Origin of the sequence: Asticcacaulis sp., from assembly GCF_051954415.1 — a bacterium.
In the GTDB taxonomy this organism is placed as follows: domain Bacteria; phylum Pseudomonadota; class Alphaproteobacteria; order Caulobacterales; family Caulobacteraceae; genus Asticcacaulis.
This window is the reverse complement of sequence record NZ_JBQCHT010000040.1, coordinates 98,423-122,083: the sequence shown is the minus strand read 5'-3', so window position 1 is coordinate 122,083 and position 23,661 is coordinate 98,423. Positions and strand designations below refer to the sequence as shown.

Sequence of the window (23,661 nt, the reverse complement as noted above, 5' to 3'; positions counted from 1 at the left end):
CATCAGGTGCGACCGTCAGGTCCGGTTCTGGAGCGTCTCGGCTATGCGATCCCACAAAATCTCGCCGGCGTCCACCCCTTCAAAGGCTTTTAGCTGCACGGCGCCGGTAGGCGAGGTGACGTTGATCTCGGTCAGGTAATCGCCGATCACGTCAATGCCCACAAACATAAGACCTTTTTCCTTGAGCACCGGCTTGAGGATCTCGCAGATTTCCCGATCACGATTTGTGAGTACCAGCGGTACGGCCGTGCCGCCGACGCGCAGGTTGGAGCGCACGGCGCCTTTTTCTGGCACGCGATTGATGCCGCCCGCGATCTCACCATCGATCAGGATGATGCGCTTGTCACCGGCACTGACCGCCGGGATGAATTTTTGCAGGATAACCGGTTCGCGGCTCATATTGCCGAACAGCTCGATCAGGGCGTCGAGATTACGGTCGCCAGCCTTGAGCTTGATGATGCCATTGCCGGCCGCTCCATGCAGGGGCTTCAGGATACAGTCACCGTGGCGCTCGAAGAAATCATGCAGGGCCACCGGATCGGAGGAGATCAGGGTCGGCGGTTGCAGGCCAGGGAAGCGCGTGGCCAGCAGCTTTTCGGGGGCATCGCGCACGCTGGTCGGATTGTTTACCACCAGGGTCTTTGGGTGGACGGTCTCCAGGAAATATGTGGCGGTAATGTAGGCGATATCGAAGGGCGGGTCCTGGCGCATCAGGATGACGTCGAGATCATCGGCCAGATCGAGCTTCTCAAATTCGCCGACCGTGACATGATCGCCTTTCACCTCACGCAGAGTAACCTTGCGAGCGCGGGCGAAGGGCTTGCCGTCTTCGTAGCTCAGATGTTCGGGTTGATAGACCCACAGGGTGTGGCCGCGTCTTTGGGCCGCCATCATGAGCAGGAAGGTGGTGTCGCCACTGATATTGATGCTCTCGATGGGGTCCATCTGGACGGCGACGCGCAGGCTCATGGGGAGGCTCCTTGGTTCATTCCCATATGAGAGACCGCCTTTGCGATGACAAGCTAAAAGCGCTCAATCTTTTCAAAAGCGTTGATCTGGTGGTGGGGCCAGTGTCCGGGCGCGATCGTGTAGAGATCAATGACCAGGTCGAGCCTGCGCAGGCGCGGCTTCTTTTCCTGAAGCGCCAGGCCGGCCTGCCACAGGCGTTCCTGCTGGATGGCGGAGACCGTTTCTAAAGCCTCTTCATGACTGCGGCGCTGCTTGACCTCGACCAGATGCAGCCGCGCGCCCTTCTGCGCCAGGATATCGATCTCACCCTGTGGCAGTTTCAGGCGGAAACCGAGAATGCGATAGCCCTTAAGCATCAGGTGGACGAGCGCGATATATTCGGCGAGATGGCCGCGTTTATGCGCCTTTGCCCCCCGTGTTGCGCGATCAGCCACGCATCTTCCCCTGCATTTCCAGCGCCTTTTGATAGATCATCTTGCGTGGCAGGCCGAACATGGCGGAAAGCTGCCGGGCGGCATCGGCGGGGGCATATTGTTCCAAAGCGAGTTTGAGTGCCTCTTCCAGGCTATCGGTAGACGGCGCGGCCTCGACCGGCGGCGCAATGACCAGCACGATCTCGCCCTTGGGTTCCTGGAGGGCCGGATCGGCGACCAGTTCGGAAAGTCGGCCGCGATGGGCGGTCTCATAGAGCTTGGTCAGTTCTCGGCAAACGCAGGCATCGCGGTCGCCGAGCGTGGCCAGAATGTCGGTCAGGGAGTCATGCAGGCGCGGACCGGTTTCGAACATCACCAGGGTAGCCGGCTGGGCGGTAAATTCGCTCAGGAATGTCTTCCGCGCTGCCGATTTATTGGGCAGGAAACCGGCAAAAAGAAAACGGTCGGTCGGCAGTCCGGACAAGCACAGCGCTGCCAGTACCGCCGAAGCGCCGGGTATCGGGTGAACCCTGGCGCCGGCTTTCTGCGCCTCGCTGACCAGCCGGAAGCCGGGATCATTGATCAGCGGCGTGCCGGCATCGGAGACCTGGGCGATGATCTGGCCGTCGGCGAGGCGTTTCAGGATTTCCGGCAGAATCCTGTCGCCGGCGTGATCGTCATAACGCAGCAGCTTTTTCTTGAGGTCGTAGGCGGCCAGCAGCTTGCCGGCAACGCGGGTATCCTCGGCCAGCACCACATCGGCGGCACGCAGGATATCAAGCGCGCGCAGGGTAATATCGCGCAGATTGCCGATCGGCGTGGCGACGATATAGAGGCCGGGGGATACAGCGCGCGGTGGCGGGGCGAAGAGAGATTCCATGAGTCAGCTTAACAGTTCAAACAGCAGCCGGTCCAGCACAACCCGGCCTTTAGGCGTGGCGCGCAGGCGATCCGGCGTCAGTTTCATAAGGCCCTGTTCGATCAGGGGCATGGCTTTTTCGCGGATCGGCAGAGTAGGCAGGCGATTCAGGGCCACGCCCTCGACCAGACGCAGGCCGAGCATCAGGGCTTCTTCCTCGGCTTCGGAAGGCGTTAAAGGTATAGCTTCGATCGGATCGGCCGTGGCTGTATAGGTTTTAAGGTCTTTTTCAGATACCATGGCGGTGCGGATGCCTTCGCGGGTGAGGCGTCCATGCGCGCCGGGGCCTATGCCCATATAGTCGACGCCTTCCCAGATCAGCACATTGTGCGCCGAACGGGCGGTTTTTCCGCGTGCATGATTGGAGACCTCATAGGCTTCAAAACCGAGAGATTCCAAGACTTCTTGTGTCCGAAAGTAAAAGCCTTCGGCCAGTTCCTCTTCCGGCGGGGACCACAGTTTGCGTTTGACGGCGCGGCCAAAGGGCGTGGTTTGTTCGATGGTCAACTGATAGGGGGAAATATGTTCCGCGCCAAGCGCGGCGGCGGCCCGCAATTCAGACTCCCAGGCATCCAGCGTCTGGTCCGGCAGGGCATAGATCAGGTCGAGCGACACGCGGCCAAAGACCTTTTGCGCCGTCTCGATGCCGCGTATGGCCTCGGCGGCGGAGTGGTTGCGGCCGAGGAACTTCAAGGCCCCGTCATCCAGCGATTGCGCGCCCAGAGACAGGCGATTGATGCCGGCGGCCCGGAAGCCTTGGTAACGCGAAATCTCGGCGTCGGTCGGGTTGGCTTCTAGCGTGATTTCGATATCGTCCGTGTACGGAAAAAGCCTTTTTGCCTGCGCGATCAGTTCGGCCACCCAGTCCGGCGGCAGCAACGAAGGGGTGCCGCCGCCGAAGAAGATGCTGGCCAGTTGGCGTGGGCCAAGTCCTTCGGCCTGGCGGCGCATATCGCGCAGTATGGCCTCGAACAGCGCGCGCTGAGATGACTGTCCCCGATCCCGCGTAACGTTGAAATCGCAATAGGGGCAGATGCGCGAACAATAGGGCCAGTGAATATAGAGAGAAAGTGCAGCGGCCCCCTCCGGCGCGACTTCGCGCGCCACCTCCCCCGATAAATCAGGGGAGGAGAAGGAAGCAATATCGCTCATCAAAATAGCGCCGCCCGCAATTGCTCGAAGGCGAGATGGCGGTGGCTGATCTTATCCTTTGCTTCGGGGTCCATCTCGGCGAAGGTCACGTCATAACCGTTTGGCCGGAAGATCGGGTCATAGCCGAAACCCTTGTCGCCGCGTTTTGGAAAGACGATCTCGCCGTCGACGCGGCCCTCGAAAACCGCCGCATGACCTTCCGGCCAGGCCACGGCCAGGGCGCAGGTGAACCAGGCATTCAGGCTATCTTTCCCCTCCGTTTCGCGGGCGATACGCACCTTGTGCTCGATCACCTCCATGGCGCGGTCGAAATCCTTGAAGGGCCCGGCCCAACGCGCGCTATAGATGCCGGGATCGCCGTCCAGGGCTTCGATGCTTAGGCCGGAATCGTCGGCCAGGGCCACCATGCCTGCGCTCATGGCCGCATGGCGGGCCTTCAGGATGGCGTTGCCGATAAAACTGACCTCGGTTTCCGGCGGTTCCGGCAGGTTTAGCGAACTGGCAGTGATCACCTCGTAACGCCCTTCCAGCATGGCGGAAATCTCGACCGCCTTGCCGGGATTATGCGTGGCGGCGATCAGTTTCTGGCCGGGGATCAGGTGCAGGGGCATGTCGGTTCTCTCGTTTCGCCGCCTTCTAACCTATCCTTACAAATAGGTCACTTGTGTTTTAAGTGGAACTCATGGAACACTAAAGGAAATTTTGAGGACCAAACCATGCGTTTCCTGGGGCCGCGCTCCATTTCCAGCCTGTTGAAGACGGCGCTCGATGTTGTCTATTACGGTCTCTACAGCCTGATTGCCGTAGTGGTGGCGCTGTCGGTCTGCCTGCTCAGCGTACCCAATCTGGCTGCCGAAGCGGTGCGGCGTTTTAATGTCGATGCCAGTCTGTCGGCGGGGTCGATGGCCTTCATGCTGATGGCGTTCGGCGCCTCGCTGGCGGGCTACCTGCTGATCACCCACTGGACGCGGCAGATTTTCCGCACTCTGTCCGAAGGGGATGTCTTCCACCCGGACAACACCATCCGCCTGCGCTGGATTGGTTTCGGCCTCGGCGCGCTGGAGGTTTTCGGCTACCTGGCGCGCGGCGTGGCCTCGGGCGTATTTCACCTGCATTTCGAGCCGATCTACGGCCTGCGGGCGGTGACGACCTGGTTTGCCGTTCTGGTGGTTTTCGTGCTGGCGGAGGTCTTCAAGGAAGGTGCCCGCCTGCGCCAGGAAGTGGATCGCACCATATGAGCAAGACGCCCCTTTTTACGGAAAAGTGGGAGCCACTTTTCCTAAGGAGCTTTGAATGATTAAACTTAAACTGGCAGAGGTTCTGGCCCGCAAACGACTGTCTATCGTCGAACTGTCTGATCGGACCGGCCTCAGTGTGCGCGATCTCGAAATCCTGCGCGACCAACAGGCATTGGCGCTGCGTTTGCGGACACTGGATTGCCTGTGCCGGGCGCTGGGCTGCCAGCCCGGTGACCTGATCGAATATGCGGCGGATGAGGATTAGAAAGTAAGAAACCCCACCACCAACGCGGAAGAGCGCGTCGGTCCCCCTCCCCACCGAGATGGGGAGGTACAAGAATGAGCGAAGTTCTTTTATACCTCCCCGGCTATGCCGGGGAGGGGGACCATGAGCGTAGCGAAATGGTGGTGGGGTTTTTTCTAAATTTGCTTTGCTGCCAATGCCGCATTTTGTAATTCGAACAGCTCCTTGGCACCCTTGGTGCCCAGGTCGTAGAGCGCATTGAACTCATCGCGGGAGAAGCCGCGCTTTTCACCGGTGGCCTGGATTTCGACGGCTTCCAGATTGCCGGTGATAACGAAATTGGCGTCGGTTTCGGCGTTGGAATCCTCATCATAGTCGAGATCGAGCACCGGCGTATTTTCAAAGATACCGCAGGAAATGGCGGCGACCTGATCGAGGATTGGCGACTTTTCCAGCACCTTGTCGGCCACCAGCTTGTTGCAGGCCATGGAAAGCGCCACCCAGGCGCCGGTGATCGAGGCGGTGCGCGTGCCGCCATCGGCCTGCAAAACGTCGCAGTCAAGTGTGATCTGGCGTTCGCCCAGCGCCTTGAGATCGATAATGGCGCGCATGGAGCGGCCGATCAGGCGCTGGATTTCCTGGGTGCGGCCCGATTGCTTGCCGGCGGCGGCTTCACGGCGCGAACGCGTATGGGTCGAGCGCGGCAACATGCCGTATTCGGCCGTCACCCAGCCCTGGCCCTTGCCCTTGAGGAAACCCGGCACGCCTTGTTCCAGCGAGGCCGTGACCAGCACTTTCGTATGGCCGAAAGTGACGAGACACGAGCCTTCGGCATAGCGCGTCACGCCGGTTTCCAGCGTCACGGCGCGCATCTGGTCGGGCTTGCGGTTGGACGGGCGGATGGTTTTCAGCGCTGAAAGGGCGTCAAAGTGCGACATGCGGGAGCCTCATGAGAATAATGCCCTGCCCGTACAGTAAAGCGGCCGCTATGGGAACGCCGATACCGTAATAAAAGCAGCGAGACTCTATTTTTTCTTTTCGCTGGGCGGTGGCGGATAAGGAACAGGTACGGCCACTTTGCATGACGAGGTGGCGCAAACATAGGGCTGTCCCTTGTAGACGCCGGATGTCTGGCCGGGCGGTATCACCTTTTTGGCGGGCATGGTTTGCGCCATTGGATCATTGCCGCGACCATTCTGCGGCGCATCGGTTCTGCCAAGGTCTCCGTGCGGCGATGGCGAAGGCAGCGTATTTATATCAACGCAGGCGGTAAGAGCCGTTGCGACCAGAAGCCCGCCGATAACAAGGATGGGTTTCATCATTCCGAACCGTAGCGGTTCTGCTCCTGCTCCAGCGGGGTGCGGGTATTATAGACCGGCGTCACCGTCTTGCACTTTTTGTCGGCGCAGGCGAAGCCGCGATGGTCGTCATCATGCGAGGTCCATTCGGCAATACGGGTGGCCGGCCGGATCAGGCCGGGCGTGGTATCGACGGCGGACAGATTGCTTTGCTTTTTAAGATCAGCATAGGCGGCGGGGGCCTTTGCCGGGGTTTGCAGCGCTTCGGTTGCAGCCGGAGAGGCCGGCGGTGCATAGGTGTAGTCCTCGGCCGACGCCGCAGTGGTGGCGGCCACACCGAGTATCATGATGCAGGTGAACTGAACCAGACGCATGACAAACTCCTTCTTCCGTCCGTCAGATTTGGCTTCATTTGTGGCGCAATTGTGGCGATTAATAGGGGCTTGGCGCGGAGGCAAAGGCTTTGCTAAACTGAGGGGGTGAAACACTCCCCGCACATGACCGGCCTGATGAATTCGAGCGCGTCCTTAAGCGAACTGGACCAGCGCGCCCGGGATATCTTCCGCCATGTGGTCGAGACCTATCTGGAAACCGGCGAGCCGGTCGGCTCACGCACCGTCTCTAAAGGCGGCGTCCACCTGTCGCCCGCCTCTATCCGCAACACCATGCAGGATCTGGCGCATCTGGGGCTGCTTTCGGCGCCGCATACCTCCTCCGGCCGGATGCCGACCCATCAGGGCCTGCGCCTGTTTGTCGATGGCCTGCTCGAAATCGGCGATATCGGCGAGGCGGCCAAACGCGATATCGAGGCCCGACTGACCGGCCGCGGCCAGACCTTTGACCAGGCGCTGCGAGAGGCCAGCCAGATGCTTTCTGGCCTCGCTGGCGGGGCCGGGGTGGTGATGACGCCCTCCTTCGAGGCCGGGGTCAAACACGTCGAATTCATCGCCCTTTCCGCCGAACAGGCCTTGACCGTGCTGGTGTTTGACGATGGCCGGGTGGAAAACCGCCTAATGCCGCTGGCGCCGGGCATGACGCCTTCCGTGCTGGCCGAGGCATCAAACTATCTCAACAGCCACCTCAAGGGCCGCACCCTTTCCGAAGCCCGCGTGGAACTCAAAGCCGAACTGGAGGCCGAACGCCAGAGACTCGACGAGGCCGCCGCCCGGCTGATCGAAGAAGGTCTGGCGGTCTGGTCGGGCGGCGACAAGGAAAAGCGCGCCCTGATCGTGCGGGGCCGCGCCAATCTGCTGGAGGCGACGCAAAGCCTGGAAGACCTGGAGCGGGTGCGCTCCCTGTTCGAGGATCTGGAGCAGAAGGAAGAGCTGATCGACCTGCTGGATGACGTGAAAGACGCGCAAGGGGTCAGAATTTTCATCGGATCGGAATCGAAACTGTTTTCTTTGTCGGGCTCGGCTGTTATTGCAGCGCCTTACATGGTGTCCCCGCAAAAGGGCGCGGCGAAGGTGATGGGCGCGATCGGCGTGATCGGGCCCGCCCGGTTGAATTATGCGCGCATCATCCCACTTGTGGACTACACCGCCCGGATTCTGGGCCGCCTGCTTGAGTAAGGGGCGACCAAAAGATTATGAGGACTGAATTATGAGTGACGAGATCGAAAACGAGAACGAAGCTGTTGACCTGGAGCAGGACGCCACTGAGTTGCTCAATGCCGAGCTGGAAAAGTTGACCGCCGAAAACGCCGCCCTGAAGGAACAGGCCCTGCGTTATGCCGCCGAGGTCGAGAATATCAAGCGCCGTGCCGAGCGCGAAGGCAATGACGCCCGCGCCTACGGCATCCAGAAATTTGCCACCAGTCTGCTGAACGTGGCCGATGTGCTGCAACGCGCCCTGGGCTCTGTGCCGGCCGATATCGCCGACCCGGCCTTCAAGAACTTCGTCGCCGGCATCGACATGACCGAAAAGGAACTGGCCGGCGCCTTCGAGAAGAACGGCGTTAAAAAGATCAACCCGCTGAAAGGCGAGAAGTTCGATCCCAACCTGCACCAGGCGGTAATGGAGCAGCCTTCGACCGAGGTCGAGGGCGGCGGCGTCATCATGGTGATGCAGGCCGGTTATGAGTTGTTTGGCCGCGTGATCCGTCCGGCCATGGTGGCCGTAGCCGCCAAGTCGGCCGCTGCGCCGGTGAAGAATGGTTATGACAACGGCTCCGCGGAAGGCGAGCACAAGGTCGACACTCAGGCCGAATAGTTACAGCCCGTATGGCAATTAAACCCCCATCGGAAACCGGTGGGGGTTTTTTGTGCGTTATGTCAAAGGTAAACGGGTTTTGGCTTGAATGCCGAACGGCATGGAAACGAATCAGCGACGAATCACTGACATCACCAGGTTAGCTGTTTGTTCACCGCTATATCTGGTAGCTTAAAACCACCTTAACCATAGACTTTCAACCGCTGACAGCGGTTACGGTCAGGCTGCGGCGGCGGCCATCGGGCGACTGCCAGTCGATAGTCTGGCCGATGGAAACACCGATCAGGGCGGCACCGACGGGTGTCAGGATCGAGATACGGTTAGCGGCGATATCGGCCTGGTCCGGGAAGACCAGTTCCACAGAGCGGCTAAGTCCGCCTTCCGTGGTGAAGGTGACAAGTGAGCCCATCCGCACCGTTTCCGGCGGCAACTTGTCCTGGGCTACGATACGGGCGCGCTCCAGTTCGGTCAGCAATTGTTCAGCGGCGGCGGCCAGGTGGCCGCGCGCCTGATCGGCCAAGCGGTGCAGGGCGTCGAGATCGTCTTCGCCGATCAGGATGGCGGGCAGGCGGATGAGCCTGGGTGATTGGATACGGGTCTGGGACATGATTTCATACAAAAAGAGCGCCGCCGGCGGTATTCACCACGGGCGGGAGGAACATTCAGGATGTGTGTGCCGGTAAAGATGGCCGGGCGTATTGAGCTCCGGTCATCTTTAAAAAGGGGCGCTCCCGAAGCTCGGAAGGCGCAGGGCCGAGCCTCGGGCTAGGATCCTGTGACAGGATTCCCTTTAAGTGAACGAACAAGCGTGAGCCGGGCGCGGATAATCATATGACTAAGGTAGGTTTGCGGACCGGAAAGTCAAGTTTGGCGCCGCTTGACGGTGCTTGCGGCTGTAACTAACACTGGCGGCTTCCATAGAAGGGTCGCCCATGCTGAAACATCGTCTTGCCGTCGTCGCCAGCCTGCTGGTCTTTGTCTCTTTCGCGGCGGAGGCCAGGCCCTGGACGGTAAAGCCGGAATGGGTGGCGGCGCATGAAGCCTTTCTGGCCTCGGATGCCTTGCGCGGCCGAAAGAGCGCCTCTCCGGATGAAGCCATAGCCGCGGCCTATGTGGCGGCGCAGTTCCAGAGCTATGGTTTGAAGCCGGCACCCGGCATGGAGGGCCATCTGCAAACCGCCGGTGTGGTGACGCCGAAGCTGACGGGTAATGCGGTGCTGAATGCCGGCGCCGCCAGGTTAAACGAGGGCAACGGCCTGACCCTGCTTTATTCCAGCGGCAGGCCGGTATCCGGGCGCCTGGCCGTGGTGGCTTCCGATGATATTGCCACTCTGCCGGCGGGAGATATCTTGCTGATCGATAATCCCGGCAAAACCCCTTTGACGGGCTGGTGGCGCGCCGCGCGCAGCAAGGGTGTGAAGCTTTTGGTCGTGCGAGACAGCGATGACAGCCGGGCCCTGCTGAAGCGCTTCGGCGGCCAGACCGGCACCGCGCCGCAACTGGACAGCGGTCAGAACGGCATGGGCGGTGCGCGTCCGGACCTCGTCACCCTGTCCGATGCAGCTTTCGCTCAGGTGACCGCCGCCAATGGTCAGGCGGTTACGCTCGATCTCGGTGGTGCCACCCTGGAGCGCAGCGTCACCACCAATGCCATTGGTTATCTGGAAGGCAGCGATCCTTCCGCCGGCGTGATTCTGGTGACGGCGCACCTCGATCATCTCGGTGTGCAGCCGGACGGCACCATCATGCACGGGGCCAATGATGATGCCTCGGGGACCGTGGCGGTGCTGGAAGTGGCTCATGCGCTGGCGGCGGGCAAAAAGCCCAAACGCGGCATCCTGTTCGTAGCCTATGGCGCGGAAGAAATCGGCGGGCTGGGCTCGACATATTTTGGCGAACATCCGCCGGTGCCGCTCGATCGCATTGTCGCCAATCTTGAATTCGAGATGATCGGTGCGCAGGATCCGAAGATGGCGAAGGGCGAACTGATGATGACCGGGTTCGAGCGCTCCAACCTCGGCGAGACCCTGAAGGCCAAGGGCGCGAAAGTGACCTCCGACCCCTATCCGGACCAGCATTTCTTCGAGCGTTCGGACAACTACTCGCTGGCCCTGAAAGGCATTGTCGCCCACACCATTTCCGGTTGGGCCGTCACGCCGACCTATCACGACAAGACCGACGATATCGCCCATCTCGACCTGCCGTTCATGACCCAGGCCATCCAGTCGCTGATCGTGCCGGTCGAGTACCTGGTGAACAGCGACTTCAAGCCGGAGTGGAAGCCGGGCGGGCGGCCGGAATAATCAGAACGGTCCTCTTGAAGCGATATCGTCGAAATCGGCCTGTAATTCGTTGAGACGCTTATCATAGGCGACCGTCAGGCATTTGAAGCTGCCCTTGCAGGTGTTGCGCTCTGCCAGCCATTCGCGCTGGCGGTCCTGCATATTTCCGCGCGCGCCCATGGCGACCAGATGGGTGTTCATGGTGAACATGGTTGCCATCTTCACATCGGCATCGCTTAAAGACCGGTTGCGGCAGATGGTCTTTTCGTCGGCGGTTCGGGCCTTCGCGCAGTCGAAACTGGCGGCGTGGGCCTGAGATACGCCCAGAAGGGCAAGGAGGGTGAGGGCTGGAATGAATGCACGCATGGCTGTCTCCTGGCAGGTTTCCGATTGTTTTCTTACGGCATGGGGAAGACAGTTCGCCATGAGGGGAGGCCATTCTGGAGGCAAGATTATGGTCAAGACCGCTGAAAAAGATGATGTTAAATACGGTCACGTTGACAGCCACGCCGATATTGACCGGATATTCGGTGAAATACGCGATGATATCAAACACGCGCATGACCGCGAGCGTCTCACCGAGCTTTATCGCCGCGCCGGTTATCTCATTACGCTAACCTATGCGCCGGCCTGGGAAAAGCGCTTCGGCGAAAAGGCGGTGGGTCTGCGCAAAGAGGCGGAGGCCGATTTCCGCAAAACGGCGCGCCTGATCAATGCGAAGGCCGAGGATATTGGCGAAAAGGCCAATTATGACGAGGCCTGGGGCCAGATGAAGACCTGAGACGCATCTTGACCACCGGCTCTTTTCGCGTTTCCCTGTTACGCAGCAGAGGGGGATGGTATGCGGGTCTGGGCGTCGGGGTATTTCTTTCAGGTTTTTTGTTCCTGTCCGCTGGCTTCGGACAGGCGAAAGCCGCCGAGACGGGACCGAGTTTCAGTTGTGCGCATCCTTCCGCACTGGAAGCCATCATCTGCAGGGACGCAGGATTGTCGCAACAGGACCGTGACCTGGCCAGGCTATATGCGCGGTCGAAAATCGACCTGTTCAATACCGGCCCTTCTGGACAGGGCGCACTCCAGAAAACCTGGCTGGCGAACCGCAACCGCGATTGCATAGATACGCGCTATGGCCCTTCTGACACATGCCTGAGCAACGCCTACCGGGTACGGTTGGGTGAACTCGCCGTGGCGACGCTTTTCCGTGACCCGGACGACGCTCTGACAGTGCTGAAGCGCGAATATCCAAAACTGGCGCCGCTCTATGGCGCGCTCTATCACTATGTCACGATCCGCGATGACGCCAGACGTCGGCAGGTGGTAGGGGCGCTGGTGGAAGGCGCTCAAGCCCGGTCTGACGACGAAAACGTCAAATCCCTGACGCCGGAGGAGGTCGTGGCCTCCGACAAGGGGTTCAGCGCCTATTTTGTGGCCGCCGATATGGCGGCGGGGGATATCATGCCCATGCCGTGCGATGCCCTGCTGCGCCGGCCTGGATTGATCGAGGCGCTTGGTGCCTATTACGGCGGGATGCTGGACAGCATGGTGCCGGATTCCGATTGCGACGCTATGCTGCCTCCGGTGCCGGAATTGGAAACCTTCGCCGACCACGCCTGGCAGGATGTCGGTGACTGCGACGGCACGATCCGCTTTTCAGTTTTCCGCGACTCCCAGAAGATGCTGACCGTAGTGCGGCTGCACCGGGACGATATCTGGAAGGACAGCTTGAGTGAAGACCTGCCGCCCGGCCGCGCGGCGACAGGGGCTTTGGCCGTAAAGGCGCTGACCGATTATTACATTCGTACCTACAGGCTGGCGCCGGAGGTGGCGGCGGCAGACGCCCAGACCGCTATCGGTGCATTGAGCGCCAGTATCTACAACGGCTGCGGGGAATAGAAAAGGGAGCGCCTGGCGACGCTCCCTTAAATCATTCAGCCCGTATCTGGCTTAGAAGGTGAAGTGGCCGCCGATCGAGAAGACGCTGGCGCTGGCGTCGTTAAGGGCGCCCTTGACGATGATGGGGGTCTGCACAGCCGTGCCGGGATAGGCGGCCGTGGTGGTGCTGAGCACGCTCTTGTCGAAGGCGACATAGGTGAAGGCAGCATCGATGGCGAAGCTCGGCGTTACCTGATAGCTGGTGCCCAGGGCGTAATCGATGCGGTCGGCATCCGGCACGCGGGCGTCGCGGTGACCGTCACGGGTCGGGGTCTGGTCGGACTGGATGCCGGCGCGGACCGTCCACTTGTCATTGAGGACGTAATCGCCGCCGATCGCCAGGCTGACCGTATTGCGGTAGTCTTCCGGGATGGCCTGGTTCACCGAGCCGGTGATGGTGATGTAATCGAACTCGCTCCAGCCGAAGCTGATCGCCTGAGCGTGCAGGGCCAGCTTGTCGGTGGCTTGAAGGGTGACGCCCAGCATGGTCTGCGACGGCGTGCTGAAATCGGCCTTGAGATTGCTGACCGTGCCGTTGGAGCCGGCAATGGGGCCGAGCAGGCCGGAAATCGTCAGGTCGCCGCTCAGCTCGTGCTTGATGGCCGACTTGTAGCTCAGGCCGACCGTGACCTTGTCATGATGCGCCTGGGCGCCGATCGTATAGCCGTAGTTCCAGCCATCACCTTCCAGCGTCTGGGCGCCATCGGGCAGCAGGGGCGAGAGGTTCGGCAGGGCATTGTTCAGCGTCGCCTTGGTGTATTCGGCATTGAGGCCAACGCCGAGGCTCAGCCAATCATTGACCTTGAAGGCGACGACCGGCTGGATGTCGATGGTGGTCAGGCGGGTCTTGTCGGCGTCATAGCGCGCCCAGCTATCGGCGTCGTAATTGGTTTCAAATGAGAAGGGCGCGGTGACCGTAACCCCGATGGCCACGCGGTCATTGAGCGGCATGGAGAAGGAGCCATTCGGCAGGACGCCATTCGAGATCGGGTTCTTGGCGGAGGCGTTGCCGCCAACTGAGGCCGGGGCCTGGCCCGGACGGACGATGATCGAGCCGGTGTCATCGACATTGCCCTTGGGGGCGATATAGGCGGCGCCGAAGGAGAACTCCTTCGTGGTTGAGCCGGCGATGGCGGCGGGGTTCCACCACAGGGCGTCGGCGCCCAGGGCGCTGACGGCGCCGGAATAGGCATTGCCGGCCTGTTTGGCCGAAAGGTCTTGCAGATAGAAGCCGCCGGCGTGGGCGGCGGTGGTGGCGCCCGCCATCAGGGCGAGCGTGGAAGCGGCGATAAGGGCCTTGATCGGGAAAGCAGTCACGTGCGTTTGCTCCTGTAAAACTGTACTCGGCTGGCGCTTCTCAGACGCCGTTACCCTTAGCTACACATTACGCTTACGTTCACGTCAAGAGAATTGTTGACGTTCGTGTCAACTTTTTCGAGAGTGTAATAAATTTGACATTCCCGTCAGGACATAGTTACGTTAACGTCAAGCGACGGGCAAAGCCCTTTGCGCACCTGCCTTAGCGTAAAAAGGCAACAGGAAACAAAGTGGAGAACAGCCGTGATTCATAAAATTTTACTGGTGGTCGTTCTGGCGATGTGGACCGGTTCTGCCATCGCCGCGGAGCCGATCGAAGGCGACTGGAAGACGATGAAGGGCGATACCGCCCATATCGCGCCCTGCGCCGAAGGTTTCTGCATAAAGCTGATCAATGGTCCCTATGCTGGCAAGGAAATTGGCCATCTGAAAGGCAATGGCGGGCTTTATAAGGGTCAGGTAACCAAGCCGCAGAACAATAAGACATATGAGGGATCGGCGGCGGTGACTGGTAATCAGCTCAAATTGCAGGGCTGTGCTCTGAAGATTTTTTGTGAAACGCAGGTCTGGACGCGGCTTTAGGTTCTGCTGACTCTTTCTGGCCGGCGCGGGTTCATGATGCGGCGGTCAAGACGTGGAGGATGCAATGGACAGCCGTTTTATCTGGTACGAACTGATTACCCAGGATCTCGACGCCGCGATCGGCTTTTACAGCGATGTCGTCGGCTGGAAGGTGCTGGCCAGCGAGACCCCCGGCATGGATTATCGCCGGATCACCGCTGATGGCGAAGGCTTGGGCGGCATGATGAAGGCGCCGGATGCCGGTATGCCGCCGGCCTGGTTCGGCTATGTCAATGTGGCCGATGTCGATGCGCAGTTGGCGGCTTTCGAGGCCGCTGGCGGCAAGGTTTTGTGGCCCGCCAATGATCTGCCCGAAGTCGGCCGCATGGCCATGGTGGCCGATCCGCAGGGCGCGGCGATCTATGTCATGGCCCCGACCGGCGAAGGCGAGAGCCAGGCTTTCAGCTCGCAGAAAGGCCATTGCGGCTGGAACGAATATCACGCCAGGGACTGGGAAAAGGCATTCGATTTCTATGCCGGCCGTTTCGGCTGGGTGAAGGACGTGGCCATGGATATGGGACCGGCGGGCACCTACCAGGTGTTCACGTCGGGCGGTGTCCAGACCGGCGGCATGATGAACAATCCGCTGCCGCAGCAGGCGTGGCTGTTCTATTTCAATGTCGGCGATATCGACGACGCGGTGGGTCGCGTGACCTCCGGCGGCGGCGCGATTCTGGTGCCGCCGATGGAGGTGCCCGGCGGCATGTGGGCCGTGACGGCCAGTGATCCGCAAGGCGCCATGTTCGGCCTGCTGGGATCGCGCCCGTGACGCATCTGATAAGGCGCGGCAATGTGACAATGGGTGCGTTGGCGGTCGGTGCGCTTGCGCTCGGGGCCTTCGCCATCGGCGCCATTGCCGTGGGGGCCGTAGCGATCGGGCGGCTGCGCATTCTGGAAGCGCGTATCGAGACGCTGTCGGTGGGGACGCTGACGGTCGAGCATCTGAGCGTGCAGTCGAAAGAACCGTGACACTTCCCTTCCACGCGCTATGCCGGAGAGGCGCCCCTCCGTCATTTGCTACGCAAATGACACCTCTCCATTGTCATGGGGAGGAGGAAACTAAAGACGGAGCGGCGGACAGTTCCATGATCAACTCGCGGCCGCGGGCGAAGTGTTGCGCCAGGTTATGATAGGGTGTGTCGCGGCCGGTGGCCGCAGGGGGTACGGGGCGCGTGACCGGGGGTGGCGTCTCGCCGCGATCGATGGCGTCGAGCAGGGTTTCCATGTCGTCCAGGGCGGCATCGAGCGCCGCGCCGCCATCGCTGTCTTCGGCATCGTCCACGCCGTCATCGTCATAGACATAGACGAAAGGCGCTTCCGGTTCCGGTATGCGAACCGGGGCGGCCGGGCGGGGCGCGGATTTGGGCGCCCTGACCTTGCTGAACAACTGGACCGTGACGCGATCGGCGGTGCCGAGGCAGCGCATGGCGCGGTCGCCTTCCAGCCAGGATTGCGGCTTGGGCAGGGTCTTGATGGTCTCCATGATCTCGTCGGACAGGGCGCGCAAGGCCGCCCGCCGCTGTTCGAGCGGCGAAAGGTCGACGGCGATGTCGTCAGAGGTCTCCATCAGGGAATGATGGCGCGGTTTTGAGGCGTGGGGATAATTCACTTCTCCTCCCTTGCGAGCCGCTTGGCGAAGCGGGGGAGGTGGCGGGCGTAGTCCCGCCGGAGGGGGCGTTTTTGGCGGTGGGTGTCGGCCCCCTCCGTCAGCGACACCGGCGCTTTGCGCCTTGCGCTGCCACCTCCCCCGCTATCGCAGGGGAGGAGAAATTATCCAAATTTCGCAATGCTCTTTACTCTTCCAAAAAGAAATCTTCATCGAGTCGTTTCACGTCTAAACTACGCGCCACGCGCACACCAACCCCATGTTCAATCATAAGGTCAGCCAGACGATAGCCGTCAATGAGGACGATCCGCTGAGGAAGATGGCGAACAAAATCCATAGCTGGCGCACTAAAACTTGAAGTCGTAACAAATACGCCCTTCGATGCCCCGAATCCAACGAGACTGCCGACAAAAGCCTGTACTTCTGGCCGTCCAACACCAACATGTGGTGCATACCGTTTGGCCTGTACATATATACGATCCAAACCCAGCCGATCCTCATCGATTACACCATCGATTCCGCCATCGCCGGTCTTGCCTAAACGACGCGCCGCATCGTCATGACTTCCGCCATAACCCATAGCAACGAGGAGATCTACGATAGCACGTTCAAAGAAAGCTGGACTTTGCGCGAGTATGCGTTGCAATAGGTCCGATTTCAAAGCTTGATGCAGAACCGCCTGAGCCGCATCGATTTGTTCTTCGGGAGTTGTGGAAGCTGTCAGATCAATTATCTGATTTGTACTTTCGGATAGTGCTTCGGATTTGATGGCACTTGAGTTGCTGGAAGAATAGAAGCTTGCGAAAGCGGGATATGTTTTCAACGTCTCTACATTCAGAGACTTTGGTTTGCTGGCCAGTAGTTTGCGGCCCGCTTCGCTTATTGTGAAACGTCCACGAACCGGGCTATCAATCAAACCCGCTTTAGACATGTAAAATTTGGCCCAATGCACTCTGTTATGCAAAAGCCGCTGCCGACCGCTGGGAAGCATTTCTTCACGTTCTGCCTCAGAAAGCCCCAGTTGATTTGCAATCTTGTTTGCGACCTCTGGCACACGGGTTTCACTTGCTGCCGCAAGCTGCAAGACTGGCAACATGAGTGCTTGATAATCGGGAATTGGCATTTTCCCTCCTTAATTCTGAAGAGCCCGTCAAAAATCGAACATAAACGGCTTGCGGTAAAAATTGCACCAAATATCCGCAATATCATTGAAAGCTGCCACACGCGCCGTAGTGATTCCGGGGCCAGGGTCGTTACGACCCTGGTGATGCTGCAAAATTTTTAGGGCTATTCCGGCCCATACCCTTGCGCCTACGTTCATATCTCCCATATCGGCTACAGCTTTCAGGCGTCCTTCTCCGGGAGGGGGCTTGAAAAAGTCCCTTAATTCATCTTAACGGGGATGGACAGGGGTGGTGCTTCTCTTTCATAAGGCCGCCCGCACCCATTCGCCTCAACGGAGCAGATTGAAATCCATGGCTAAAATTATCGGTATCGACCTCGGCACGACCAATTCCTGCGTCGCCGTCATGGACGGCAAGAATCCCAAGGTGATCGAAAACGCCGAAGGCGTGCGCACCACGCCGTCCGTCGTCGCCATTGTCGACGACTCGGAGCGCTTGGTTGGCCAGCCCGCCAAGCGCCAGGCTGTCACCAACCCGTCCAACACCTTCTTCGCCATCAAGCGCCTGATCGGCCGCAACTATTCCGACCCGATGGTCCAGAAGGACAAGGGCATGGTGCCCTACGAAATCTCCAAGGGCCCGAACGGCGACGCCTGGGTCAAGGCCCACGGCAAGGACTATTCGCCGCAGCAGGTTTCGGCCTTTATCCTGATGAAGCTGAAGGAAGACGCCGAAGCCTATCTGGGCGAAACCGTCACCCAGGCTGTCATCACGGTCCCGGCCTATTTCAACGACGCCCAGCGTCAGGCCACCAAGGACGCCGGCAAGATCGCCGGTCTGGAAGTGCTGCGCATCATCAACGAGCCGACCGCGGCCGCCCTGGCCTATGGTCTCGACAAGAACGACGGCAAGAAGATCGCCGTTTATGACCTCGGCGGCGGCACGTTCGACGTCTCGGTCCTCGAAATCGGTGACGGCGTGTTTGAAGTGAAGTCGACCAACGGCGACACCTTCCTGGGCGGTGAAGACTTTGACATGCGCGTCGTTGACTATCTGGCCGACGAGTTCAAGAAGGAAAACGGCGTCGACCTGCGTTCCGACAAGCTGGCCCTGCAACGCCTCAAGGAAGAAGCGGAAAAGGCCAAGAAGGAACTGTCGACCGTCGCGCAATACGACCTGAACCTGCCGTTCATCTCGATGAACGCGTCTGGCCCGCTGCACCTGAACCTGAAGCTGACCCGCGCCAAGCTGGAAAGCCTGGTTGAAGACCTGATCCAGAAGACCGTTGGCCCCTGCCAGCAGGCGCTGAAGGATGCCGGCCTGAAGGCGTCGGACATCGATGAAGTCGTTCTCGTCGGCGGCATGACCCGTATGCCGAAGGTCGTCGAAGCGGTGAAGAACATCTTCGGCCGCGAACCGCACAAGGGCGTCAACCCGGATGAAGTCGTGGCCCTGGGCGCCGCCATCCAGGCCGGCGTTCTGCAGGGCGATGTCAAGGACGTGCTGCTGCTCGACGTGACCCCGCTGACCCTGGGTATCGAAACGCTTGGTGGCGTGTTCACCCCGCTGATCGAGCGCAACACCACGATCCCGACCAAGAAGTCGCAGACCTTCTCGACCGCCGACGACAACCAGTCGGCCGTGACGATCCGCTGCTTCCAGGGCGAGCGCCCGATGGCCGCCGACAACAAGCTGCTGGGTCAGTTCGACCTGGTTGGCATCCCGCCGGCGCCGCGCGGCGTGCCGCAGATCGAGGTCACCTTCGATATCGACGCCAACGGCATCGTCAATGTCCACGCCAAGGACAAGGCGACCAACAAGGAGCACTCGATCCGCATCCAGGCCAATGGCGGCCTCTCGGATGCCGATATCGAGGAAATGATCAAGAACGCCGAAGCCAACAAGGCCGAGGATGAAAAGCGCAAGGCCCTTATCGAAGCCCGCAACCAGGCCGACGCCCTGATCCACTCGACCGAAAAGGCTGTGAAGGACTTTGGCGACAAGGTCTCGGCGGAAGACAAGACCGCGGTGGAAACTGCGATCGCCGACCTCAAGACGGCCAAGGACGGCGAAGACGTGGAAGACATCAAGGCCAAGCACCAGGCCCTGATGACCGCCTCGATGAAGCTCGGTGAAGCCATGTACGCCGCGCAACAGGCCGGTGAAGGTGGCGAAGAACCTTCGGCTGCCGCCGATGACAATGTGGTCGATGCCGATTTCGAGGAAGTCGACGGCGACGACCAAAAGCGAGGCTAAGACCTCACATGGATGCGACGGCTGACCTTGATACGGGTATCGCGGCCGCATCCCGCACGGACGGGGCGGCAAGGTTTGACTCCTTGCCGCCTTTCCTTCAGGTTTCCCAAACAAGATGGACAGATGAGGCCGTTTGCCCGCGCGTTGCGCCGGCGGCATGGCTGATATCGGGGCAAGCAGTATGAGCAAGCGTTGTTATTACGAAGTGCTGGGCGTTGAGCGCACGGTCGATGAGGTGGTCCTCAAATCGGCTTTCCGCAAGAAGGCCATGGAGCACCATCCGGACCGCAATCACGGTGACGATGGGGCCGAAGCGCGCTTCAAGGAAGTCAACGAAGCCTATTCGGTATTGTCGGATGCGCAAAAGCGCGCGGCCTATGATCGTTACGGTCATGACGGCGTGAATGGCCAGAGCGCCGGTGGTTTTGGCGGCGGCGGCTTCGGTGGGGCCGGGTTCTCGAACGTCGAGGACATCTTCTCGGAAATGTTCGGGGATATCTTCGGTCAGCAGCAGCGCCGCGGGCCGCAGGGCGCACAGCGCGGTCCGGATGTGCGGGCCGATTACGAAATTACCCTGGAACAAGCCTATAAGGGTGCGGATGTCGAGATCACCATCCCGACGACCATGACCTGCGAGGTCTGTCACGGGTCCGGCGCCAAGGCCGGCACCAAGCCGGTCACCTGTTCGACCTGTGGCGGCCAGGGCCGCGTGCGCGCCTCGAACGGTTTCTTCGCGGTGGAACGCACTTGTCCGACCTGTAACGGCCAGGGCCAGACGATCAAGGATCCCTGCACCGAATGCCGTGGCCACGGCCAGGTGCGCCAGAACAAGGACTTGAAGGTCCGCATCCCGGCCGGTGTTGATGACGGCGCGCGCATCCTGCTGAAAGGCGAGGGCCAGGCGGGCACGCGCGGCGGGCCGAAGGGCGACCTCTATATCTTCCTTACCGTGGCCGAGCATGACATCTTCGAGCGCGATGGCGCCGACCTGCATTGTTCGATCCCGGTGCCGATGACCACGGCTATTCTCGGTGGCGAGCTGGACGTGCCCTGCCTGATGGGCGGCGAAGGCTGCGATGGCCAGTGCAAGCTGTCGATCGATATCCCCGAAGGCGCCCAGACCGGTCACAAGGTCAAGCTCAGGGAGCGCGGGATGCCGGTGCTCAATTCCAAGAAGAAGGGCGACCTGATCGTCGAGCTCTTCATCGAGACACCGAAGCACCTGACCGCCCGCCAGAAGGAGCTGATGAAGGAATTCGCCGCCCTGGCCGAGGAACAGTCCTATGCACAGAGCCAGGGCTTCATGCACAAGGCGAAGCGCTTCTGGGACGATATCACCGGCGCGGCGGCGCAATAAGGGTGCGGCAGGGTCACGGACCCTGCACCCGGAATCGCTACAGAGTTTGAAGATCCCGTCGGAGCCTCTCCGGCGGGATTTTCTTTAAATAAGATACCCCACTACCAACGCGCAAGAGGGCGTCGGTCCCACTCCCCAGTAAACTGGGGAGGTATAACTCTTGTACCTCCCCGGCTAAACCGGGGAGGGGGACCGCGATCATGCTTGATGATCGTGGTGGTGGGGTTTCTTGCTTTCTTCCCCGCCGTCAGCCACAAAACCCCATGCCCGACATCCGTGACTTTATCCTGCAAAACCTCCGTCTCGAACCGGCGCCGGGCCTGCCTGAAATCGTCCTCTATCGCGCCCATTCCGGCAGCCGGTTGTCGCGGCTGGGGGACACACCACCCTATTGGGCTTATCACTGGGCCGGGGGAACGGTGCTGGCGCGCTATATCCTCGACCATCCGGAAATTGTGCGCGGTAAGTCCTTGATTGATCTGGGTTCCGGTTCCGGCGTTGTGGGAATTGCGGCGATGAAAGCGGGTGCAAAGAAAGTGACAGCCATTGATATCGACCCCTATGCGGTGAGCGCTACGCTTCTCAATGCCCAGGCCAATGACGTGGAGATTACCGCGGTGACCGGCGAATTGACCTCTCCACCGGAAGCCGACCTGATCCTGGCTGGCGATGTTTTTTATGACCCGGCATTGGCTGAAAAGATGTCAGGGCTTTTCGGCGAATGCGTCGCGCAGGGCATCGCGGTTCTGGTCGGCGATATGGGCCGCAAACCGTTGCCGGTCGATTTGCTGGAGTCTCTGGCGGAATATGAGGTGCCGGATTTCGGGCAGGCGCAGTTACTGAAAGCAAAAGTCTTCAAGTACAAGGGGCCATAGGCCCCTTGACCCCATAAGTCCTTGTGCCTATTCGGAAGACAGACTTCCGAACAGGCACAAGGGTTTATCATGTCCGCTCCCCGTTTCGCCATCAATGGCGCCAAAGGCCGCATGGGTCAGGCCATCGCCCGCGTGCTGGAAGACGCCGGACACACCCTCTCCGCCCGGTTCGACAAGGGCGACGATTTCGATCTGAGCGGCTCCGATATTGTCATCGACTTCTCGACGCCGGAAGCGACCCTGCATCTGGCCGAAGTCTGTGCGGCGGAAGCTGTGCGCCGGGGCTCGCCAATTGTTCAGGTCATCGGCGCCACCGGTTTTACGCCGGAACAGGATGGGGCGCTCAAGCCCTTTGCCGAAACAGTCGTTCTGCTCAAATCCGGCAACTATTCGCTGGGCGTCAATATGATGATCGGCCTTCTCAAGCAGGCCAGCGCCCGCCTGAGTGCCGATGACTGGGATATCGAGGTCACCGAGGCCCACCACAGGCGCAAGGTTGATGCCCCCTCAGGCACCGCCCTGATGCTCGGCGCGGCCGCAGCCGAAGGCCGGGGCGTCGATCTGAAAGACGTGAAGGTCGCGGCCCGTGATGGCATCACCGGTGCCCGCCGCGCCGGCGATATCGGTTTCTCGGTCATTCGCGGTGGCGGCATTGTCGGTGAGCACAGCGTGCTCTTCGCCTCGGAAGACGAACTGATCACCTTTTCGCATTCGGCCCGCGACCGCACCCTGTTTGCGCGCGGCGCCATTCAGGCCGGGCTATGGGGGCGCAACCAGAAACCGGGCCTGTATGATATGCAGGATGTTCTGGGTTTTTAAATTCCGAAACGCAGTTTCGGCAAGGGCGCCAAATTACTCAAAGTGGGGCCGCCGCGCACGTTTGCACGTAAGTCATGGGGGACGCCTAGTCCGGCGCTTTAGCTACCTAAATTAATGCGCGCTTTTGGTGGCGCCCAGTTTCATGGCCGCTTTCAGGCTGCCGAGTACGCCGATCATGCCGTAGGCGAAGACGAACAGCAGGAAAAGCTGCACGATGGCGCCGATATGGCGGAAATCGGGATAGTTAGGCCGGCCACCATTGATCAGCGGCAGGAAGATATTGAAGGCCATCACGATCAGCAGGGCCAGGCCGGCCTTCAGCGCATACCTGTCGGATTTGGGCTGCAACAGGCCGATTACCATGGCCACGACCAGGATGGGCAGGGGATTGATGTCACCGAGCGCACTGCGGAAACCATCGCTCAAGGCCACGAAGAAGGTCCAGATATCGTTCATAGGGCATCCTTTTTATGAATAAGGGTACGATCCCCCGGGTATGAGGCGATACTGGATACTACCATGGTTAACGAAAAATCAAAAAACGATGTGTTTCGCCGCGTAAACTGGCCGGTCAGACCGGTTTATGGCCATTCGGTTTCGGGGCCATCATCAGCAGGGTGGTCTTGATCAGCCCCGTAACCCGGATGACGACATAGCTCATGACCAGAAGCATGATCATCTGGAATTCGACCTCCAATTGGGTCAGGTCCGGCCAGATGGCCTGGTAGCCCATGGCCGTTGGCAACAGGGCGGTGACGATCACGGCCGGGATGACCGCCAGCGGCGCCAGCAGCCAGGCCAGGCTGCGCCTTGACTGGATCATGCCGAGGAACAGGCCGAAGATCAGCACGGGCACCGGGTTCAGACCCACCAGTGCCGCCTGGATCGAATCCCCCATGGTCAGGAGGAATTGCGTGAAGTCACTCATACAATGACCCTTTCAAAAGCAGATGTTCAGAAAGCGATTAAGGCGTTAAGTCTGAACCTCTTTTGAGGCTGCGGTTCACGTCCCGTTCATGAGACGTCAG

29 protein-coding genes are annotated in these 23,661 nt (G+C 60.3%); 14 read left to right on the top strand and 15 right to left on the bottom strand.

Annotated elements, in window-relative coordinates:
* Positions 1 to 15: 15 nt before the first annotated feature.
* The 5 genes from gshB to rdgB are packed head-to-tail and all read right to left on the bottom strand — an operon-like array spanning position 16 to position 4,064.
* Positions 16 to 969, bottom strand: a complete 954-nt coding sequence (gshB, locus tag ACTHND_RS15660) for a glutathione synthase (RefSeq protein ID WP_440178892.1) — start codon at positions 967 to 969, stop codon at positions 16 to 18.
* Positions 970 to 1,022: 53 nt separating this feature from the next.
* A complete protein-coding gene (locus tag ACTHND_RS15655) occupies positions 1,023 to 1,403 on the bottom strand; it encodes a YraN family protein (protein WP_440178891.1) in 381 nt (126 codons plus the stop codon).
* Positions 1,396 to 2,262 (bottom strand): 16S rRNA (cytidine(1402)-2'-O)-methyltransferase, encoded by an 867-nt coding sequence (rsmI, locus tag ACTHND_RS15650; protein ID WP_440178890.1) that lies wholly within the window; start codon positions 2,260 to 2,262, stop codon positions 1,396 to 1,398. Before rsmI ends, ACTHND_RS15655 begins: the two co-directional genes overlap by 8 nt.
* 3 nt (positions 2,263 to 2,265) lie before the next feature.
* Positions 2,266 to 3,453, bottom strand: a complete 1,188-nt coding sequence (gene hemW, locus ACTHND_RS15645) for a radical SAM family heme chaperone HemW (RefSeq protein ID WP_440178889.1) — start codon at positions 3,451 to 3,453, stop codon at positions 2,266 to 2,268.
* Complete coding sequence (gene rdgB / locus ACTHND_RS15640) at positions 3,453 to 4,064, bottom strand: RdgB/HAM1 family non-canonical purine NTP pyrophosphatase (protein WP_440178887.1); 612 nt, start codon at positions 4,062 to 4,064, stop codon at positions 3,453 to 3,455. Before rdgB ends, hemW begins: the two co-directional genes overlap by 1 nt.
* 105 nt (positions 4,065 to 4,169) lie before the next feature.
* Here rdgB and ACTHND_RS15635 point away from each other — a divergent pair, with 105 nt between their 5' ends.
* Together ACTHND_RS15635 and ACTHND_RS15630 are read left to right on the top strand one after the other, a co-directional pair.
* Positions 4,170 to 4,691 (top strand): DUF2975 domain-containing protein, encoded by a 522-nt coding sequence (locus ACTHND_RS15635; protein WP_090649794.1) that lies wholly within the window; start codon positions 4,170 to 4,172, stop codon positions 4,689 to 4,691.
* 55 nt (positions 4,692 to 4,746) lie between these two features.
* The gene (locus ACTHND_RS15630) at positions 4,747 to 4,956 is read left to right on the top strand and encodes a helix-turn-helix domain-containing protein (protein WP_440178885.1); all 210 of its coding nucleotides are present in this window, start codon (positions 4,747 to 4,749) and stop codon (positions 4,954 to 4,956) included.
* Between the two features lie 155 nt (positions 4,957 to 5,111).
* Here the strand turns inward: ACTHND_RS15630 and rph are convergent, their stop codons facing one another.
* From rph to ACTHND_RS15615, 3 genes are all read right to left on the bottom strand, one after another.
* Complete coding sequence (gene rph, locus ACTHND_RS15625) at positions 5,112 to 5,837, bottom strand: ribonuclease PH (protein WP_440178938.1); 726 nt, start codon at positions 5,835 to 5,837, stop codon at positions 5,112 to 5,114.
* A 123-nt stretch (positions 5,838 to 5,960) separates the two neighbouring features.
* Positions 5,961 to 6,257 (bottom strand): hypothetical protein, encoded by a 297-nt coding sequence (locus ACTHND_RS15620; RefSeq protein WP_440178884.1) that lies wholly within the window; start codon positions 6,255 to 6,257, stop codon positions 5,961 to 5,963.
* Positions 6,254 to 6,607, bottom strand: a complete 354-nt coding sequence (locus ACTHND_RS15615) for a hypothetical protein (protein ID WP_440178883.1) — start codon at positions 6,605 to 6,607, stop codon at positions 6,254 to 6,256. The genes ACTHND_RS15620 and ACTHND_RS15615 overlap by 4 nt, the downstream gene beginning before the upstream one ends.
* A gap of 123 nt (positions 6,608 to 6,730) precedes the next feature.
* Between ACTHND_RS15615 and hrcA the strand changes: the two genes are divergently transcribed.
* On the top strand, positions 6,731 to 7,804 hold the full coding sequence (hrcA, locus tag ACTHND_RS15610; RefSeq protein ID WP_440178882.1) for a heat-inducible transcriptional repressor HrcA: 1,074 nt from the start codon (positions 6,731 to 6,733) through the stop codon (positions 7,802 to 7,804).
* A gap of 31 nt (positions 7,805 to 7,835) precedes the next feature.
* Positions 7,836 to 8,444, top strand: coding sequence for a nucleotide exchange factor GrpE (gene grpE / locus ACTHND_RS15605; protein ID WP_440178881.1), 609 nt, complete (start codon positions 7,836 to 7,838; stop codon positions 8,442 to 8,444).
* 196 nt (positions 8,445 to 8,640) lie between these two features.
* Here the strand turns inward: grpE and rnk are convergent, their stop codons facing one another.
* Entirely contained in the window at positions 8,641 to 9,051 is a 411-nt protein-coding gene (gene rnk / locus ACTHND_RS15600; protein WP_440178879.1) for a nucleoside diphosphate kinase regulator, read from the bottom strand.
* Between the two features lie 325 nt (positions 9,052 to 9,376).
* Here rnk and ACTHND_RS15595 point away from each other — a divergent pair, with 325 nt between their 5' ends.
* A complete protein-coding gene (locus ACTHND_RS15595) occupies positions 9,377 to 10,747 on the top strand; it encodes a M28 family metallopeptidase (RefSeq protein ID WP_440178878.1) in 1,371 nt (456 codons plus the stop codon).
* Here the strand turns inward: ACTHND_RS15595 and ACTHND_RS15590 are convergent, their stop codons facing one another.
* Positions 10,748 to 11,092 carry a lysozyme inhibitor LprI family protein gene (locus tag ACTHND_RS15590; protein WP_440178877.1) on the bottom strand — a complete coding sequence of 115 codons (345 nt, stop codon included), beginning with the start codon at positions 11,090 to 11,092 and terminating at the stop codon, positions 10,748 to 10,750.
* Between the two features lie 88 nt (positions 11,093 to 11,180).
* On the opposite strand from ACTHND_RS15590, the gene ACTHND_RS15585 reads away from it, so the two are divergent.
* Positions 11,181 to 11,507 carry a hypothetical protein gene (locus tag ACTHND_RS15585; protein WP_440178876.1) on the top strand — a complete coding sequence of 109 codons (327 nt, stop codon included), beginning with the start codon at positions 11,181 to 11,183 and terminating at the stop codon, positions 11,505 to 11,507.
* A 98-nt stretch (positions 11,508 to 11,605) separates the two neighbouring features.
* The gene (locus ACTHND_RS15580; RefSeq protein WP_440178874.1) at positions 11,606 to 12,619 is read left to right on the top strand and encodes a lysozyme inhibitor LprI family protein; all 1,014 of its coding nucleotides are present in this window, start codon (positions 11,606 to 11,608) and stop codon (positions 12,617 to 12,619) included.
* A 51-nt stretch (positions 12,620 to 12,670) separates the two neighbouring features.
* On the opposite strand, the gene ACTHND_RS15575 is transcribed toward ACTHND_RS15580, so the two are convergent.
* Complete coding sequence (locus ACTHND_RS15575; protein ID WP_440178873.1) at positions 12,671 to 13,975, bottom strand: OmpP1/FadL family transporter; 1,305 nt, start codon at positions 13,973 to 13,975, stop codon at positions 12,671 to 12,673.
* A 243-nt stretch (positions 13,976 to 14,218) separates the two neighbouring features.
* Between ACTHND_RS15575 and ACTHND_RS15570 the strand changes: the two genes are divergently transcribed.
* From ACTHND_RS15570 to ACTHND_RS15560, 3 genes are all read left to right on the top strand, one after another.
* Positions 14,219 to 14,557: a DUF2147 domain-containing protein gene (locus ACTHND_RS15570; protein ID WP_440178872.1), complete on the top strand. Its 339-nt coding sequence runs from the start codon at positions 14,219 to 14,221 to the stop codon at positions 14,555 to 14,557.
* 64 nt (positions 14,558 to 14,621) lie between these two features.
* The gene (locus ACTHND_RS15565; protein WP_440178871.1) at positions 14,622 to 15,365 is read left to right on the top strand and encodes a VOC family protein; all 744 of its coding nucleotides are present in this window, start codon (positions 14,622 to 14,624) and stop codon (positions 15,363 to 15,365) included.
* Positions 15,362 to 15,565 carry a hypothetical protein gene (locus tag ACTHND_RS15560; RefSeq protein ID WP_440178870.1) on the top strand — a complete coding sequence of 68 codons (204 nt, stop codon included), beginning with the start codon at positions 15,362 to 15,364 and terminating at the stop codon, positions 15,563 to 15,565. Before ACTHND_RS15565 ends, ACTHND_RS15560 begins: the two co-directional genes overlap by 4 nt.
* Before the next feature lie 73 nt (positions 15,566 to 15,638).
* Here the strand turns inward: ACTHND_RS15560 and ACTHND_RS15555 are convergent, their stop codons facing one another.
* Positions 15,639 to 16,205 (bottom strand): hypothetical protein, encoded by a 567-nt coding sequence (locus ACTHND_RS15555; protein WP_440178869.1) that lies wholly within the window; start codon positions 16,203 to 16,205, stop codon positions 15,639 to 15,641.
* Positions 16,206 to 16,389: 184 nt separating this feature from the next.
* On the bottom strand, positions 16,390 to 17,325 hold the full coding sequence (locus tag ACTHND_RS15550; RefSeq protein ID WP_440178868.1) for a restriction endonuclease: 936 nt from the start codon (positions 17,323 to 17,325) through the stop codon (positions 16,390 to 16,392).
* Between the two features lie 352 nt (positions 17,326 to 17,677).
* Between ACTHND_RS15550 and dnaK the strand changes: the two genes are divergently transcribed.
* The 4 genes from dnaK to dapB all read left to right on the top strand — a co-directional run bounded on the left by dnaK (position 17,678) and on the right by dapB (position 22,633).
* Positions 17,678 to 19,582 (top strand): molecular chaperone DnaK, encoded by a 1,905-nt coding sequence (gene dnaK / locus ACTHND_RS15545; protein WP_303827372.1) that lies wholly within the window; start codon positions 17,678 to 17,680, stop codon positions 19,580 to 19,582.
* Positions 19,583 to 19,763: 181 nt separating this feature from the next.
* Entirely contained in the window at positions 19,764 to 20,939 is a 1,176-nt protein-coding gene (gene dnaJ / locus ACTHND_RS15540) for a molecular chaperone DnaJ (RefSeq protein WP_440178867.1), read from the top strand.
* Positions 20,940 to 21,202: 263 nt separating this feature from the next.
* Positions 21,203 to 21,814, top strand: a complete 612-nt coding sequence (locus ACTHND_RS15535; RefSeq protein ID WP_440178866.1) for a class I SAM-dependent methyltransferase — start codon at positions 21,203 to 21,205, stop codon at positions 21,812 to 21,814.
* 69 nt (positions 21,815 to 21,883) lie between these two features.
* The gene (gene dapB / locus ACTHND_RS15530) at positions 21,884 to 22,633 is read left to right on the top strand and encodes a 4-hydroxy-tetrahydrodipicolinate reductase (RefSeq protein WP_440178865.1); all 750 of its coding nucleotides are present in this window, start codon (positions 21,884 to 21,886) and stop codon (positions 22,631 to 22,633) included.
* Between the two features lie 111 nt (positions 22,634 to 22,744).
* On the opposite strand, the gene ACTHND_RS15525 is transcribed toward dapB, so the two are convergent.
* Both ACTHND_RS15525 and ACTHND_RS15520 read right to left on the bottom strand, forming a co-directional pair.
* Positions 22,745 to 23,089 (bottom strand): hypothetical protein, encoded by a 345-nt coding sequence (locus ACTHND_RS15525; RefSeq protein ID WP_440178864.1) that lies wholly within the window; start codon positions 23,087 to 23,089, stop codon positions 22,745 to 22,747.
* A gap of 115 nt (positions 23,090 to 23,204) precedes the next feature.
* A complete protein-coding gene (locus ACTHND_RS15520) occupies positions 23,205 to 23,561 on the bottom strand; it encodes a hypothetical protein (RefSeq protein ID WP_440178863.1) in 357 nt (118 codons plus the stop codon).
* Positions 23,562 to 23,661 lie beyond the last annotated feature (100 nt).